Source organism: Nocardia sp. PE-7, from assembly GCF_030486425.1.
Taxonomy (GTDB): domain Bacteria; phylum Actinomycetota; class Actinomycetes; order Mycobacteriales; family Mycobacteriaceae; genus Nocardia; species Nocardia salmonicida_A.
This window is the reverse complement of the sequence record NZ_CP129614.1, coordinates 5,306,319-5,322,743: the sequence shown is the minus strand read 5'-3', so window position 1 is coordinate 5,322,743 and position 16,425 is coordinate 5,306,319. Positions and strand designations below refer to the sequence as shown.

Genomic DNA, 16,425 nt, shown 5'->3' with positions numbered 1-16,425 from the left:
TGACGAACGCCCACGACGTTCGCGGTCGAGCCGATGTGTTTCCCTTTCCTGCGGTGTGCTGTGCGCACCCTCCTCGGCCCGCCGCGCGGGCCGATGCGTCTTCGAGGATCTTCACGATGAGTTCAACGGCGAGTGGCTTCGGCCGCCGAAATTTCCTGCGCACCAGCGGCATCGCCGCCGCGGCCATCTTCGGCGGCGCCGCACTGGCGGCCTGCACCTCGGCGGTCTCGGAGCAGAAGGCGGGCGGGGACGACGCCACGCCGGTGCGCGGCGGCACGCTGAAGGTCGGCATCCGTGAGGACCTGGTGCCCGCGAACCTGCTCACCAACACCGCGGCCACTCCGGTTGTGATCGGCCTGGTCTACGAATCGCTGATCCGCTACCCGAACGACACTCTGGAACCGCAGCCGCTGCTGGCCAAGGCGTGGCAGCTCGCCGCCGACGGTCGTTCGCTGAGCCTGGACCTGCGCGACGACGTGAAGTTCCACAGCGGGCGCCCCTTCACCGCCAAGGACGTGGAGTTCTCGCTGCGCACCTACGCCGACGCCAAATGGTCAGCGCAGCTGCGTAGCTCGGCAGCGGCCGTCACCGGTTTCGACATCGTCTCGCCGACGCGGATCGTGTTGCAGCTCGCCCACCCGCTGAGCAACATCTACGACCTGCTCGACACCGTGCCGATCCTGGACAGCGAAACCGCCGACAAGCTCGGCACCGGCGACACCTATATCGGCACCGGCCCCTTCAAATATGTGCAGCGCGTGCCGAACTCGCAGTTGATCTTCGAGAAGAACCCGAACTACTGGGTGCCCGAGCGCCCGTATCTCGACCGGGTCGAGGTCTCGATCATCCCCGACCCGAACGCGCTGCTCAACGCGTTGAAGTCCGGTCAGATCGCCGCGGCGCGCGAACTCGGCTATCGCGATGCCGAAAACCTCGGCAAGAGCGGCGGATTCACGGTGCACGATCTCGAAGGCGCCGAGCTGCAAGCCTATGTCGGCGTCAATGTGACCGAGCCGACGCTGGCCGATGTCCGGGTCCGCCAGGCCATCGCCTTCTCCCTCGACCGCGAACGCATCATCAACGAAGTGTTCCGGGGCGCGGGATATCCGCTGAACGTGCCGTGGCCCAAGAACTCGCCCGCCTTCGACGAATCCCGCAACACCAAGTACAAGCGTGACGTCGACAAGGCCAAGCAACTCCTCGGCCAGGCGGCCAAGCCGCCGAAGCTGCCGCTGACCTTCGCCCCCGGGTACGGCGAGGTCGCTCAGATCGTGCAGGCCAACCTCGCCGACGTGGGCATCGAGGTCGACCTCGACCCGGTCGACGCCGCCACCTTCGTCAAGCAGCTCACCGGCCAGCAATTCCGCGGCCTGTGGGTCACCGACCATTCGTGGGCGCAGTTCGTCCCGTCGACGCTCACGGTGAGCGCCTACCCGTTCAACGCCCGCCGCAATGCCTCGCGCTACGAATCGCCCGCCTACACCGCGGCCGCCGACACGGCATGGCAGCTGCCGAAGGGCACCGGGCCCGACGCGGTGCGCGCCTATCAGGCCGTCACCGACCAGCTGCTGGAAGGGCTGTTCCTGATCGAGATCGGCGTGCGTTTCCAGCAGTACTCCACCGTCAACAAGGTGCACGGTTTCGCCTGGACCAAGCGCCGCGAACCTGTTCTCACCGACACCTTCCTGTCATGACGCGCTACCTGCTGCACCGCCTCCCGTCGGCGCTGCTGGTGCTGTTCGGCGCCTCGGTGCTGATCTTCCTGCTGCTGCGGCTCGTCCCCGGCGACCCGGCCACCATCCTGGCAGGCAACGACGCGACACCACAGACCATCGAGGTGATCCGCCACCAGCTCGGCCTCGACCGGTCGATCCCGGTGCAGTACCTGCAGTGGCTGGGCGACCTGTTCACCCTCGACCTCGGTCGCTCCTACATCATCGGCGGTGAGATCACCGACCTGGTCGGCCGTGGGCTCACCAATACGCTGGTGCTCACCGTGACCGCGCTGCTGCTGGCCGTGCTGGTGAGTCTGATCGTGTCGGTGGCGTCGGTGCTGTGGCCGAGCCGCTGGCTGAATACGGTTGTCGCCGCCGCGAATACGGCCGCCGTCGCGCTGCCGACCTTCGTGGTGGGCCCGCTACTGGTGCTGGTGTTCGCCGTCGCGATTCCGGTGCTGCCCGCCGGCGGGGTGCCGCCGGACGGATTCATCGCGCGACCCGATATCGCGGTGCAGTATCTGCTGCTGCCCGCGATCTGCCTCGCGCTGCCGGTATCGGCGGCGCTGACCCGGTTCCTCACCGAAGCGCTGCGCACCGAACTCGCGAAACAGTATGTGTTGACGGCACGTTCACTCGGTGTCGGCTATCGCGAGATCGTCACCCGTGGCGCCCTGCGCAACGCGCTGCCCACCATGCTCACCGTGCTCGGCATCCAGACCGGGCAACTGCTCGGCGGCGCGGTGCTGGTCGAGGCGGCCTTCGTATGGCCGGGGATCGGTCAGCTCATCGAACAGGGCATCAGTCGTCGCGACTATCCGCTCGTGCAGGTGCTGTTGCTGCTGTCGGTGGCGGTGTTCGTGGTGATCCAGCTGATCACCGATGTCGCGCACGCGTGGCTCGACCCGCGAATTCGCATCGGAGGACGGTCATGACGACGACAATCGAGAAACCCGCTGTCACAGTCGATGATTCACCGCGCCGCGAAGGTCCGCTGCGGGCGCTGCGCCATGGACAGGGACTGGCCGGGGTGTTGCTGGTCGTCGTGGTGGCGCTGGCCGGGGTGTTCGCCGGATTGCTCAGCTCCTACGATCCGCTCACCCAGATCCCGGGCGCCAACCTGCTCGGACCGAGCGCGCAACACTGGCTCGGCACCGACCATCTCAACCGTGATGTGGCCGCCCGAGTGCTGGCCGGTATCCGGATCGACCTGCTGATCGCGCTGCTCGCGGTGCCGATCGGGGCGGTGATCGGTGCGCTGATCGGGCTGGCCGCCACCGTCCACCCCGTCGCGGACGTGACCGTCCAGCGGGTATTCGACCTGATTCTGGCCTTCCCCACACTGATCCTGGGCATCACGCTCGCCGCGATCACCGGGCCCGGCTGGCACGCGGTGGTCATCGTGATCGTCGCCGCCGAGATCCCGATCTTCGGTCGTCAGATCCGCACGGCGGTACTGGCCGTGCGCGAACAACCGTTCGTCGAAGCCTCGGAGGTGATCGGCGCCGACACCTGGTGGACCCTGCGAAAGCATGTGCTGCCCAATGTGATCGAGCCGCTCGGCGTGCAGTTCGCGCTGTCGCTGTCGGTGGCGGTGTTCATCGAAGGCGCGATGAGTTTCATCGGCATCGGCGTGCTGCCGCCGCAGCCCTCGCTGGGTTCGCTGATCGCGGCCTCGATCGCCAACCTGGACGCGAATCCGTGGATCGCGATCGGACCGTTGGTGGTGGTGGCCGCGTTGACCCTGGGATTCCTGTTGATAGCCCAAGCACTGGGCCGGGCAAGGAGATTGGCATGAGCGCACCATCTGATCCGCTCGACCCCGTGCTCGAGATCGACGAGTTGACGGTGGGATTCGGGGACAAGACCGTCGTCGACGGGGTGAGCCTGCGGGTGCGCCGGGGTGAAGTCGTCGCCCTGGTCGGCGAGTCCGGTTCGGGTAAATCGCTCACCGCGCGATCGGTGCTCGGGCTGCTGCCGGAGACCGCGCGGGCGGGCGGGTCGATCCGGCTCGGGGGCACGCAGGTCGTCGGCGCCGCCGAATCCGCGTTGCGGGACCTGCGCGGTACCAAGGCCGCCATGGTCTTCCAGGAGCCGCAGACCGCGCTGAATCCGGTGCAGAAGATCGGCACCCAGATCGCGCAGGCGCTGCGCGCGCACGGCGTCACGGACAAGGCTGTCGCTCGAACCCGCGCGATCGATCTGCTGACGGCGGTGGATATTCCGGAACCGGACAAGCGTCTCGACTGGTACCCCCATCAGCTCTCCGGCGGGCAGAAGCAGCGCGTGGTCATCGCGCTCGCCCTGTCCGGCGAGCCCGAACTGCTCATCGCCGACGAGCCGACCACCGCGCTCGATGTCACCGTGCAGGCCGAGATCCTCGACCTGCTGCGCTCCTTGCAACGGCAGCGCGGCACGGCGATCCTGTTCATCACCCACAACCTCGGCGTGGTCGCGGAGATCGCCGACCGGGTCGTGGTGATGCGCGAGGGGCGGGTGGTCGAGGAACAGGCGGTGTTCGGATTGTTCGCCGAGCCGGGTGAGGAGTACACCCGGACGTTGCTGGCCGCGGTGCCGCGCTTGCCCGCGGTGTCGTCGCGGGGCGAAGATCCAGCGCCTGTCGCCGAGGTGGATGCCGTGAGCCCGGGTGGTGCGGAGGCCGAGCTCGCCACAGAGACAACGGGTGACGATCAGGCGACGGTGGGGCAAGAGGACGAAGCCGGTGAGGTCGACGCGTCCGATGGCGACGACGAGTCGGCGGAGCTCACCGACGATTCGGATGACGACGTACCGGCGGAACCCTCGGACCGGAGTGTTCGCCGGATTCTGCGCCGGGTAGTCGTGCGTGGGCCCGCTGTCGTCGCCGAAAAGGGCGGGGGGCGAGGCGAATCCGAATACCGCGACGTGCTGCGGATCGACGACCTCTCGGTGGTCTACCCGGGCCGCCACGGCGGCGCGTCTTTCCCCGCGCTGCTGGATATTTCGCTCACCCTCGGTCCGCGTGAAGTTCTCGGGCTGGTCGGTGAATCCGGGTCGGGCAAGAGCACGCTGGGGCGCACCGCGCTCGGGCTCGTTCCCGCGACCTCGGGCCGCGTCGAGCTACAGGGCGTCACGCTGGCGGGATTGTCACGTCGCGAGTTGCGCGGACTGCGCAAGCACGTGGCGCTGGTGCACCAGGATGTGAGCGCCTCACTCGATCCGCGGCGTACCGTCGCCGACTCGATCGGCGAACCCTTGCAGGTGCATCGGGCAGCGTCGGGCGCGCTGCTGCAGGCCAAGGTCGCGAACTTGCTCGAATCGGTTCGGCTGCCGAGGGATTACGCGCAGCGTAGGCCGGGAGAACTGTCCGGCGGACAGCGTCAGCGAGTGGCGTTGGCTCGCGCGCTGGCTTTGGCGCCGCGACTGCTGGTCGCCGACGAGCCTACGAGTGCGCTCGACGTCTCGGTGCAGGCGCAGGTGCTCGACCTCTTCGCCGACCTGCGCGCCGAATACGGCTTCGCCAGCCTGTTCATCAGTCACGATCTGGCCGTGGTGCACCAGGTCGCCGACCGGGTAGTGGTGCTGCGGCAGGGCCGGATCGTCGAAACCGGCGAGGTGCGCGCGGTATTCGCCGCGCCGGCTCAGGAGTACACCCGCCGCCTGGTCGACGCGGTGCCCGTCCCCGATCCGGCCACGGCTCGGCGTGGGCAGGCCGGATCCGCGGCAGGCGCGCCAGTGCGCATCGGGGCATGACGTGGACGAGCCGCCGGTAGCGATACCGGCGGCTCGTCGACACACGTATATCAGTGATGGCCGGGGCGGCGCTGCTCACGCCGATCGTCCTGGCCTGCTCGCGTCGTGCCCTGCGAGTCCTGCCCCTGCTCCTGCCGCTGCTCCTGCTGCTGGCGCGGCATCTGCTTGGGCATCTTCTTCGGTGCTTTTTTAGACTTGTCAGCCATCTCCACACGGTCCTTTCCGAGGGATAAGTGATTAAGCCTTCAACGCACTGTCCGACGCAATCCACCTCGCGTGCGGGGCGTCCCACGCCTGACTCGACCAACAATAAGCACCATTACGGCGCGAGGGTAGACCTGCGCTGAAAATAGGTTTCTGACCTGGTGAAATTCGGCGTGTCAGTCCTCGATCCATTCCGCATTATCGAAACCGGACCCCTCGTCTCATTAATCAGGGCTTCGCCATTCTGTGACAATGCGAGAATTGCGGCGAGAACGGGGGATTCGATCTCGATCATTGTCGTGAACTCGGTCAGGAAGGGAGAGGGATGAATTCGACGGTCGATCCGTCGGTGGCGTTCGGGGGGACGATGACCAAGCCGTCGCGGTCGATCAGGCCGGCCAGGTGAGCGGTGCGGACCACCGGGTCGCCGAGCCAGCCGCCGTCGGGGGCGTAGCGGGCCGGGGTGATGCGTTGAACCGGTGCGGTGATCTCGGCGGCATTGTGGAGCGGGCCCAGGATCTTTCGGGGGAGGGGGGCGCCGGTGCGGGCGGCGACGATCGCGGGGGTGAGGGAGAGGAGGACGGCGATGGCGGCGAAAGGGTTGCCGGGGAGGCCGAGAACCGTGGGGCCCGTCGGTAGTTCGGCGACAACGGTGGAACCGCCTGGGCGCAGGGCGAGTCGGGGGACCAGGACGCGGGCCTCGGCGCGGGCGATGGCGGTACGGAGTTGATCGGCCGCGCCGCCGCCGGTGGCACCGACTACTACCAATAGGTCGAAATCGGTTGTTTCGGTGAGCATGTCGTCGAAGCCGTGTGCGGTGTCGCGCAAGTGGACCCGGTCGACGACGCGAACGCCGCAGCCCGCGAGGAGATCTGGCAGGACGGGGCCGATCGAGTCACGGGTCTGGCCGGTCTGCAGGGGGCCGGTGCTGCGAATTTCGTCGCCGGTCATGACAATTCGCGCACGGACCGGGCCACGGACCGTGCCCGTGGTGACCTCGACGGAGGCCGCGGCCGAACGGAGGGCGGCGGTGACCCGGGTGCCCGCCGGTGCGACGAGATCGCCGATCTTCCTGTCCTCGCCGCTCTTTCGGACATCGCCGCGGAACGGGGTGTCGGGGAGGCGGGCCAGCTCGTCGCCGGTGATGGTGGCGAATTCGTCGCGCACGACCGAGGTGGTGCCGTCCGGAACGTGGGCGCCGGTGGCGATGCGTACCGCTTCGCCCGAGCGCAGACCCTCCGGGCGCGCGCCGCCCGCGAAGCCGACGTCGCGCCGCAGCTGCCACGGGCCGTCGCCGCTTACGGCGTAACCATCCATGGCGGAGACGTCGAAGCGGGGGAGCGGGCCCGCCGCGGTGATCGCCGCCGCCAGTGCGGCACCGGGGACTTCGCTCAGCGCGGCCTCGTAGGCGACCAGGGGAGTCAGGCCGCTGCCGAGGCGTTCGCGCGCTTCGGTGAGGTCGAGGCGGGCCGACGCGCGGTCGGTGGCCAGGGATTCACGGGCGCGGCGGACCTCTTCCTCGGTATCGCAGTCGGCGATATCGGGGAGCTCGACCAGCACGGTCTCGGCGGGCACGATGGCCTTCATCGGCTGGTTCACCAGTGAACCCAGTCCCGCCACCGCTGCCATCAGCGCGCTGCGCCGCCAGACGCCGACGAGGTACTGCGGGCGACCGGAGGCGTCGATCGCGAACACGGCATCAGCGGTGGACTCGGTTGCCCTGCGGAGCAATTCGTGGACGGTGGCCTCGGTGAGGAACGGCATATCGGCGGCCAGTACGACAATCCACGAGGACGCGGTGTCGAGTGCGCTCAGACCGGTGCCGATCGCCGCGACGGGCCCGGAACCCGGCGGCACCTCACGAACCTGGCGGAACCGCGAATCCAGTGCGGGACGATGCGGGCCGACCACCACCACCTCGGCGCAGTCGCGCACCGAATCCAGCGCGGCGTCGAGCATCGATCGCCCACCGATCACGATCGCCGGTTTGTCGACCCCGCCCATCCGACTGGCTCGTCCACCCGCGAGCACGATGGCATCGACGGCGGTCATCGGCTGATCCTGAATCGGGTGAACGGCACGAAAGTCATGCTAGTAGGCGTGCTGCCGGTGCCCGAGCCGCCCGCGAGCCGGGCCGCTCAGAGTCGCGCGGTGCGCAGGACGACACGGCCGTCGACGACCGGAACGCCTTCTTCGGTGAGCAGCCGCAGCTGGCGGGTGGCCAGGTGCGCGGCGGGACGGCCGCTGGCGCCGATGACGCGGTGCCACGGCAGATCCGCGGTGTCGGTGCGCATGATCCAGCCGACGGTGCGCGCCGAGGACAGCCCGGCAGCGGCGGCGATATCGCCGTAGGTCGAGACGCGGCCCGGTGGGATCGCGGCGACGAGTTCACGGACCTTCTCCACCTGCTCCTCCGTCGTGACAGCCATCGGCCTACAGGACCCTGGCGATCAGCGCGGCCGTGTCGGCGGGGCGGGCCTGGGCGACCATGTGATCGCAGTCCCAGACCTCGGCGGTGAAATCGTCGAGGTGAGCGGTGAGGGCGGCCAGGAACTCCTCGGTGACATAGGGCGGCTGCACCTTGGCGGCGCGGACCAGCACCGTCGGTAGGTCGGCGGGCGGCAGCACGAACCCTCGCGCCAGTTGACCCCAGTACGAGGTGATCGCGGGCTGGAAGATGCGCCAGCCGACCCGGTCACCCTCGGTCGGCACGAGGTGCTCGGCCAACTCCCGTTCCAGGATCTCGGGATCGACTTCGTCGGGTCCCCACGCGCTGACCTGCTTGTCGGAGCGGGCTTCGGCGAGATCGGTGTAGTCCGGGGAGGCGAGATTGGCCAGGGCGATCTGCTCGATCAGTTTCGCGTCGATGCCGATGGCGGGATCGAGCAGCACGAGCGCGCGCACGAGGTCGGGGTGCTGCCGGGCCAGATGGACGCCGGTGGCGCCGCCGAACGAGTGGCCGACCACGACGACCGGTCCGTCGGTCTCGGTGCGCAGCAGCTGCGCGAGATCGGCGACGATCGTTTCGAAGTCCCACGGCGGCAGCGAGGTGGAGCGGCCGTGTCCGCGCAGGTCGGGGGCGATGATCCTGGCCTCGGGCAGGTGTTCGGTGGCCAAGGTTTCCCACCGGTTGCCGTGGCCGGTGAGACCGTGCAGGGCGAGGACGACGGGACCGTCGGCGGGGCCGAATCGGTGCACATGAAGCGACGACACGACACCCATTCTGGCCGGTCGCGCACAGTCTCGCAGCGTGTCCCTCCGGTAGGGGTGCGCCGGTGTGTCGGACTGGTCTGTTGCAATAGCCGATGTGGTGCGATCGGATAGCGCGGTGCGACTCGTGCGCCGGACAACGCGGGCGCCCCGGCCGCGGGCCTGGGGCGCGTCCGTTCGCGCGCTGTTCGCCGAGCAGGCCCAGCCCGCGCCGCCACGTCCGGGGTGGCGGCCGTGGCAGGTGATGGGCGGACCGGGAACGGGCAAGACTTCGCTGCTGGTCGACCTGGTGACCGCGCGGATCGTCGACGGCGCCGACCCGGCCTCGGTACTGGTCCTCACCCACACCAAGCACGCCGCGGCCGCGTTGCGCGACGCGATCACCCATCAGCTGGGGCCCGCCGCGGGCGGTATTCCGGGCGCGAGCCGGGAACCGATGGTGCGCACGCTGCACTCCTACGCGTTCTCGGTGCTGCGTCGGAATGCGGAGCTGCACGGCAATCCGCCGCCGCGACTGCTCACCGGTGCCGAACAGGACGCGGTGCTCCGGGAGATGCTGCGCGGCGACCTCGCCGACATCGAAGCCGGGGCCGGGGGCTTATGGCCGCCGCGCCTACAGCCCGCCCTGGCCTTGGGTGGGTTCGCCGAGCAACTGCGCGATCTGATGCTGCGCGCCACCGAGCGCGGACTCGGGCCGGAGGACCTGATGGCCCTCGGTCGTGCGCACGACAACGACGCGTGGGTGGCGGCCGGGCGGTTCTTCCAGCGCTACGAACAGGCGTCGATGCTGCGCTGGTCGGTCGGCGTCGCCGCGCCGGAGGCCACCGCGCCCGCCCTCGACGCCGCGGAACTGGTCGGTGCGGCGCTCGACGCCCTGGCCGGTGACCGGAATCTGCTTGCCGCCGAACGGGATCGGATTCGCTACCTGCTCGTCGACGATGCGCAGCACCTCGACCCGCAGGCCGCGACGCTCGTGCGCGCCATCGGCAGCGGCAGCGCGAGCACCGTCGTCACCGGCGACCCGGACCAGGCGGTCTTCACCTTCCGCGGTGCGGATTCGCACTTCCTCACCGACCTCGACACCACCGCGTCGCGTCGAATCGTCTTGCGGCACAACCATCGCAGTGGTGCGCCGATTCGATTGGCGAACGCTCGCATCGCGGCGAGGTTGCCGGGCAGTGCCCGACACCGGGTGCTGCCGGGACAGGAGAACGAACCACCCGAGCCCGTAGCAGGTCAGGAGCCTGGACCCGAGGGTGGCGCCGATCTGTTCTCGCATGCCGACCTACCCGAGGAGCCACGCCGTCAGCGGGCCGCGGACCGCGACGTCAGCGAGGAATTCGCGCGGCACGAATCGGTGGCATTCGACGAAATGCCCGACGAAGACATCTGGCCGGAGCAGCCGCCGCCCGATGACGAGTGGGCGGCCCCGGATGATCCGCATCCCGTCGACGAGTCGAGTGTGCGGGTGCGGGTGCTGTCGACGCCGGCCAAGGAAGCGGCGCTGATCGCTGATCACCTGCGCCGCGCGCACCTCACCGATGGGGTGCCGTGGTCGGCGATGGCGGTGATCGTGCGGTCGGTGCCGTTGTCGCTGGCGCCCTTGCGGCGGGCGTTGCTGGCGGCGGGGGTGCCGGTACGCAGGCCCGCGGTGGCCGAGCCGTTGGCGCGGCGGCGTGGAGCGGCCTGGATGGTGCTCGCGCTGCGGGTGCTGTTGGCGGGTGATCCGTCGCGGCCGGGCTCGCGACGGGCGATCGACGCGATGTTCTCGCCCGACGACGCGATGGATCTGCTGTCCGGGCCGCTCGGCGGGGCCGACCAGATCGCGCTGCGCCGGTTGCGCCGGGGTGTGCGACGCAGCGTGCTCGACCTGGAACGTACGGGTGCGCTCGCCGAGCCCTTCGTCGACGGCGCCGACCAGTTCCTGCTCTGGGACGAGGCCGCGCCCCTACCGGAAATGCCGGAGCCGGAGCCGGAGCCGGAACCGGTCGACGACGAATGGCTCCCGCCACCGGATCCCGACGACCCGCTGCGCCCGGAACCCGAACCGGACTGGGATATCGCCGAGCGGCTGCCCGACGACATCGACCTCCTCGATGTCGAGAACCCGCCTGCCGCGAACACCGTCGTGGAAGTCGTGCGCCCGGAGGCGCCCGCGGTGGCGCTGATCGACCAATCCTCCGCCGAGGTCCTACGCGACCTGATCGTCGGCATCGGCGAACAACGGTTGCTCGACGGGCTCACCGAAGTCGAAGCCGCGCCGCTGCGCCGGGTGTTGCGCGCGGTGGCGAAGGCGAAGGAGACCCAGGCCAGGGGGCAGGGTCTCGAAGACGTGCTGTGGACGCTGTGGACGAGTTCGCGGCTGGAGCGGCGCTGGTTCCGGCAGTCGCGGCGCGGCGGGGCCTCGGGCATGCAGGCCGACCGCGATCTCGACGCGGCCGTCGAATTGTTCGATGCCGCGGCCGCGTACGTCGACCGGCTGCCGAAGGCGAGCATCGACGGGTTCGTCGAATACCTTCTGCACCAGCAACTTCCGCAGCAGGGCAGGCCCCTGACCGCCGAAGGTGAGGCGGTGACCCTGCTCAGCGCGCACGCCGCCGCGGGCCGGGAATGGGATGTGGTGGCGGTGGCCGCCGTGCAGGAGGGCATCTGGCCGAACCCGCGCTCGCGGGGCACGTTGCTGCACACCGAGGATCTCGTCGACCTGGTCGGCGGGGTCGATCCGAGCGCGACCGTGAGCCGGGCCGCGCCCATCCTGGCCGAGGAACGCAGGCTGCTGCTCGTGGCGTGCAGTCGGGCTCGGCTGTCACTGCTGGTCACGGCTGTCGAATCCGCGGCGGGAGACCAGGATCTGGTGCCGTCGCGGTTTCTCACCGAACTCGTCGGCGACGACGACAGCGGCGAACCCGGCGCGCTGCCGGTCGCCGATCCCGGCCGCGCGCTGGTCATGCACGCGCTGGTCGCCGAATTGCGCGGGGTGGTGTGTGATCCGGGGGGCGATCCCGAGCGTCGCGACCGCGCCGCACGGCAACTGGCCCGGCTGGCCGACGCGGGAGTACCGGGCACCGATCCCGGCGACTGGTACGGCACCGCCGAACTCAGCTCGCAGCGCGAACTCTGGGACGACGACGATTCGCCGATCGGGCTGTCGCCGTCGACGGTCGAGCTGCTGCGCACCTGTCCGCTGCGGTGGGCGCTGGAACGGCACGGCGGGACCGACGGCGACAATCCGCACGCCGTGAAGGGCAATCTCGTGCACACGCTCGTGCAGGCGCTGGCGGGCGATGTCCCCGAGGCGCAGGTGCGCGCGGCACTGGATCAGGCGTGGAAAACGGTCGATCCGGCCGACGGCTGGCATTCGCGACAGGAACTGCGCCGCACCGAGACGATGCTGGAGACCTTCCTCTCCTGGGTGCGCACCACGCGCGGTGAGCTCACCCAGGCCGGGGTGGAGGTGCCGGTGGACTGCGTGTTGCCCGCGCGCACGGAAGGCGCACGGGCCGTGCGGATTCGGGGTCGCATCGATCGGCTCGAACGGGATGCGCAGGGGCGCTTCGTCATCGTCGACGTGAAGACGGGCAAGACGCCGGTCAGCGAGAAGGCGGTGGCCGATCACGCCCAGCTGGCGACCTACCAGGTGGCGGCCGCGCACGGCGCTCTCGACGAGGAGGAGTCCGACGAGCCGACCCCGGTGATCGATCCCGGTGGTGCGCGGCTGGTCTATGTCGCCAAACCCAACCGCAAGACCGGCGCGGCCGAGCGGACGCAGGGCGCGCTCGACAGCGATGGACTCGACCAGTGGCGCACCACCATTCACGACGCGGCCGACGCGACGCGCGGCCCCGGATATCTGGCGGTGCGCAACGACGGGTGCAGGCACTGCCCGGTCGCGGGCAGTTGCCCGGTGCAGGACACCGGACGCCAGGTGACCGACGAGTGAGCGGCGTGCGCGTCACCCCGCAGCGGTTGGCCGACGCGCTCGGCCTGCCACCGCCGACCGACGAGCAGGCGGCGGTCATCGCCGCGCCGCCAGGGCCCACGTTGGTCGTCGCGGGCGCCGGCGCGGGCAAGACCGAGACGATGGCCGCGCGGGTGGTGTGGATGGTGGCCAACCAGCTGGTCGCCCCGGACGAGGTACTCGGGCTGACCTTCACCCGAAAAGCCGCCCAGCAGTTGACCTCTCGCATCCGTACGCGGCTGGCCCGGTTGGCGGGTGCGCCGCTGCTGCGCGAGATCGACCCCAGCGGCGCGCTGCGCACGATCGTCGCCGGGGCCGAGCCGGAGATCAGTACCTACCACTCGTACGCGGGCAGGCTGCTCACCGCGCACGGGCTGTTGCTGCCAGTGGAGCCCTCGGCGGCCCTGCTCACCCAGACCCAGCTGTGGCAGCTCGCGCACGAGGTGGTGCGGTCCTGGGACGGCGACCTCGATACCGACCGCACCCCGGTCTCGGTGACCGAGGCGGTGCTCGCCCTGTCCGGACAGCTCGCCGAGCACCTGGTGGAGCCGGAGCAATTGGCCGAGGCGCACGCGGAGCTGGAGAAACTCGTCTACACGCTGCCCGCCGGTCCCCGTCAACGCGGCGGGCCGAGCCAGGCACTGATCGGCGTCGTGACCGCGCAGCGTGAGCGCGTCGCCCTGTTACCGCTGGTCGGCCAGCTCGCCGAAGCCCTGAACCGGCGCGGCGCACTGGATTTCGGCTCCCAGATGTCGCTGGCCGCCCAGCTCGCCGTCGACCACCCGGAAGTCGCCGCCGCCGAACGCGCTCGATTCAAGCTGGTCCTGCTCGACGAATACCAGGACACCGGGCACGCCCAGCGCGTCCTGCTCTCGGCGTTGTTCGGCAACGCCGAGGCGGTGCGACAGGACCGGCCGAGGCAAGCGGTTCGGATCCGGGGTGAGGCGCAGCCGACTCGTGCGCACGTGGCCGACACCTTGTTCGCGGTGGACGATCAGGATCCGGCATCCCCGCAGGGGCGCGGCGGACCGGGGCACGTGGGCGATCAGTCGCCCCGCGGTGACGCTCTCGGCTCCTCGCAGGCCCTCGCGGTGACGGCGGTGGGCGACCCGATGCAATCCATCTACGGGTGGCGTGGCGCGTCGGCGGCCAATCTGCCGAGGTTCGCCACCGACTTCCCCACTGCGCCAGGGGTTCCCGCGCCGGTGCTGCCGCTGCTCACCAGTTGGCGGAATCCGCCCGAAGCGCTGGCGTTGGCGAATCTGGTGGCCGACCCGTTGCGGATGGTGGCACGGGCCGCGGGCGGGGCGACGGTGGACGCGTTGCGCGCCAAGCCGCAATCGCATGCGGGGGTAGTCGAGTTCGGCCTCACCGAAACCATTGCGCAGGAGCGGGACTGGATCGCCGAGCGGATCGCGCGAGAGTGGGCGAGCGCGCGGGAGAACGAGGCGCCGCCGCCCACCTCGGCGGTGCTGGTGCGACGCAATGCCGATGCCGCGCCGCTGGCCGAGGCGCTGCGTGAGCAGGGGCTGCCGGTGGAGATCGTCGGGCTCGGCGGGTTGCTGGCGACCCCGGAGGTCGCCGATATCGTCGCCACCCTGCGGTTGATCGCCGAACCTGGGACCGGGAGCGCGGCGGTTCGGATTCTCACCGGAGCCCGGTGGCGGATCGGGGTGGCCGACCTCGCCGCGCTGGCGCGACGCGCTCGGATGTTGTCCATCAGCAGTGTGTCCGGTGGCGACGCGAACGCGATCACCGATGCCGCCGGGCTGGCGACAGCGCTGCGTGAGGTGGCGCCCGAACCGACCGAACAGGCCGGGCTGGCCGATGCCCTCGCCGATCCCGGTGCGGCGGACCAGTATTCGGAGGCCGGGTTCGCGCGGATCACGGCCTTGAGTGAGGAGCTGGCCGCCCTGCGCGAGCGCAGCGGACAACCGCTGGTCGAGCTCGTGGCCGATGTCGAACGCACCATCGGGGTCGGCGTGGAGACCCAGGCCAGGCGCGCTATCGCCGGTGGCGGTGCGGGTCGCGAGCATCTCGACGCCTTCGCCGAGGTGGTCGCCGGATACGCGGCCGACTCCAGGGCATCGCTGAGCGGTCTGCTCGCCTTCTTCACCGCGGCCGAATCGGTCGAAAACGGTTTGGAGCCGGGCGAAGTCGAGGTCGCACGTGATCGCGTGCAGATCCTCACCGTGCACGCGGCCAAGGGCCTCGAGTGGGAAGTCGTCGCCGTGCCGCATGTGAGTGCCACGGTGTTCCCGTCGACGACCGCGTTGAGCACCTGGCTCGGCGCACTCACCGAACTCCCCACCACCCTGCGCGGCGACCGTGCCCAGCCGGACGCGTCCGAGGGCGTGCCCGTGCTCGACCTGAGTGCTGTGGGGGACCGCTCCGAACTCGAACACGCGATCGCCCACCACAAGGACGCGCTCAAGAGCCGCCGCCTCGACGAAGAACGTCGCCTGTTCTATGTCGCGCTCACCAGAACCGAACGGGTGCTGCTGGTTTCGGCCTACTACTGGCCCGAGACCGGCAGTTCGCAGAAGGGGCCGTCGGAGTTCCTGCTCGAGCTCAAGGAAGCCAACGAGAACCCGGACAGCGCGGCCTACGGCGTCGCCACTGTCGCCCGCTGGGACGACAAGCCCGCACCGGATGCCGTGAACCCCTTCGCCGACAACCCGCCGACCGCCCAGTGGCCGCGTGACCCACTCGGCAACCGTCGCGACCCGATCGAGCAGGGCGCCGCGCTGGTTCGCGAGGCGCTCGACACCTTGCGCAGCGGCACAACGGTTTCCAACAGTGCGTCGGGTGATCGATCCGAATCGGCGGAGCCCGTCGAGGACGATCCGGAAGGGTGGGTCAACGACGTCGACGCGCTCCTCGCCGAATTCACCGCCGCCGAGCTCGCTGAACAACAGGTGGAACTTCCGGGCCAACTGCCCGCCACCGCCCTGGTCGAACTGCGCGCCGACCCCACCCGCCTGGCCGCACGTCTGCGCCGCCCCCTTCCGTACCCGCCGAACCCGATGGCCCGGCGTGGCACGGCTTTTCACGCGTGGGTGCAGTCCTGGTTCGGCACCGAACAACTGCTCGGCCTCGACGAGCTACCCGGCGCCGCCGACAGCACCACCGAGCTGGGCCGCGCCGATCAGGAACTCGCCGCCATGCAGTCGGCCTTCCGCCGGTCACCGTGGGCGCACCGCAATCCTGTCGACGTGGAAGTGCCGTTCGAAACCAGCATCGCGGGCACGGTGATCCGCGGCCGCATGGACGCCGTGTTCGCCGAACCCGGCGGCCGCTGGATCGTGGTCGACTGGAAGACCGGCGCCGAGCCCGGCCCCGCCGACGAACCCGCCGTCGCCATGCAGCTGGCCGTCTACCGCCTCGCCTGGGCCCGCCTGATGGCCGCCCGCACCGGCGAGACCGAGGACCGGATGCTCCAACGCGTCGGCGCCGCATTCCATTACATCCGCTCCGGCCGCACCATCGCCCCCGAGCAACTGGCGGGCCCGGCCGAACTGGCGCGCCTCATCCACGACGCCGCACCGGAAAACGCCGACACCGATCCACACGAGGCCCACTGAGCCGATAGTGTTGCGCTCGCCG

The 16,425-nt window shown here is 70.1% G+C and carries 10 protein-coding genes; 6 read left to right on the top strand and 4 right to left on the bottom strand.

Annotated features, from left to right (window positions below; all coding sequences use genetic code 11):
- Positions 1–116: 116 nt before the first annotated feature.
- The 4 genes from QX204_RS25025 to QX204_RS25010 are packed head-to-tail and all read left to right on the top strand — an operon-like array spanning position 117 to position 5,447.
- On the top strand, positions 117–1,694 hold the full coding sequence (locus QX204_RS25025) for an ABC transporter substrate-binding protein (protein ID WP_301902779.1): 1,578 nt from the start codon (positions 117–119) through the stop codon (positions 1,692–1,694).
- The gene (locus tag QX204_RS25020; RefSeq protein WP_062983718.1) at positions 1,691–2,650 is read left to right on the top strand and encodes an ABC transporter permease; all 960 of its coding nucleotides are present in this window, start codon (positions 1,691–1,693) and stop codon (positions 2,648–2,650) included. Before QX204_RS25025 ends, QX204_RS25020 begins: the two co-directional genes overlap by 4 nt.
- Positions 2,647–3,513, top strand: coding sequence for an ABC transporter permease (locus QX204_RS25015; protein ID WP_301902777.1), 867 nt, complete (start codon positions 2,647–2,649; stop codon positions 3,511–3,513). Before QX204_RS25020 ends, QX204_RS25015 begins: the two co-directional genes overlap by 4 nt.
- The gene (locus tag QX204_RS25010) at positions 3,510–5,447 is read left to right on the top strand and encodes a dipeptide ABC transporter ATP-binding protein (RefSeq protein WP_301902775.1); all 1,938 of its coding nucleotides are present in this window, start codon (positions 3,510–3,512) and stop codon (positions 5,445–5,447) included. Before QX204_RS25015 ends, QX204_RS25010 begins: the two co-directional genes overlap by 4 nt.
- 50 nt (positions 5,448–5,497) lie before the next feature.
- Here QX204_RS25010 and QX204_RS25005 read toward each other — a convergent pair whose 3' ends face one another.
- From QX204_RS25005 to QX204_RS24990, 4 genes are all read right to left on the bottom strand, one after another.
- Positions 5,498–5,653, bottom strand: a complete 156-nt coding sequence (locus QX204_RS25005) for a hypothetical protein (RefSeq protein ID WP_301902773.1) — start codon at positions 5,651–5,653, stop codon at positions 5,498–5,500.
- 307 nt (positions 5,654–5,960) lie between these two features.
- A complete protein-coding gene (locus QX204_RS25000; RefSeq protein WP_301902771.1) occupies positions 5,961–7,703 on the bottom strand; it encodes an NTP transferase domain-containing protein in 1,743 nt (580 codons plus the stop codon).
- An 86-nt stretch (positions 7,704–7,789) separates the two neighbouring features.
- Positions 7,790–8,080, bottom strand: coding sequence for an MGMT family protein (locus QX204_RS24995; protein ID WP_301902770.1), 291 nt, complete (start codon positions 8,078–8,080; stop codon positions 7,790–7,792).
- A 4-nt stretch (positions 8,081–8,084) separates the two neighbouring features.
- Positions 8,085–8,873, bottom strand: a complete 789-nt coding sequence (locus QX204_RS24990; protein WP_301902768.1) for an alpha/beta fold hydrolase — start codon at positions 8,871–8,873, stop codon at positions 8,085–8,087.
- 115 nt (positions 8,874–8,988) lie between these two features.
- Here QX204_RS24990 and QX204_RS24985 point away from each other — a divergent pair, with 115 nt between their 5' ends.
- Together QX204_RS24985 and QX204_RS24980 are read left to right on the top strand one after the other, a co-directional pair.
- Positions 8,989–12,801, top strand: a complete 3,813-nt coding sequence (locus QX204_RS24985; protein WP_301902767.1) for an ATP-dependent helicase — start codon at positions 8,989–8,991, stop codon at positions 12,799–12,801.
- A complete protein-coding gene (locus tag QX204_RS24980; RefSeq protein ID WP_301902766.1) occupies positions 12,798–16,403 on the top strand; it encodes an ATP-dependent helicase in 3,606 nt (1,201 codons plus the stop codon). The genes QX204_RS24985 and QX204_RS24980 overlap by 4 nt, the downstream gene beginning before the upstream one ends.
- Positions 16,404–16,425: the final 22 nt, after the last annotated feature.

Excerpts from the sequence above, each read along its gene's own strand:
- QX204_RS25025 (WP_301902779.1), top strand. The coding sequence starts at position 117 with ATGAGTTCAACGGCGAGTGGCTTCGGCCGCCGAAATTTCCTGCGCACC.
- QX204_RS25020 (WP_062983718.1), top strand. The coding sequence starts at position 1,691 with ATGACGCGCTACCTGCTGCACCGCCTCCCGTCGGCGCTGCTGGTGCTG.
- QX204_RS25015 (WP_301902777.1), top strand. The coding sequence starts at position 2,647 with ATGACGACGACAATCGAGAAACCCGCTGTCACAGTCGATGATTCACCG.
- QX204_RS25010 (WP_301902775.1), top strand. The coding sequence starts at position 3,510 with ATGAGCGCACCATCTGATCCGCTCGACCCCGTGCTCGAGATCGACGAG.
- QX204_RS25005 (WP_301902773.1), bottom strand. The coding sequence starts at position 5,653 with ATGGCTGACAAGTCTAAAAAAGCACCGAAGAAGATGCCCAAGCAGATG.
- QX204_RS25000 (WP_301902771.1), bottom strand. The coding sequence starts at position 7,703 with ATGACCGCCGTCGATGCCATCGTGCTCGCGGGTGGACGAGCCAGTCGG.
- QX204_RS24995 (WP_301902770.1), bottom strand. The coding sequence starts at position 8,080 with ATGGCTGTCACGACGGAGGAGCAGGTGGAGAAGGTCCGTGAACTCGTC.
- QX204_RS24990 (WP_301902768.1), bottom strand. The coding sequence starts at position 8,873 with ATGGGTGTCGTGTCGTCGCTTCATGTGCACCGATTCGGCCCCGCCGAC.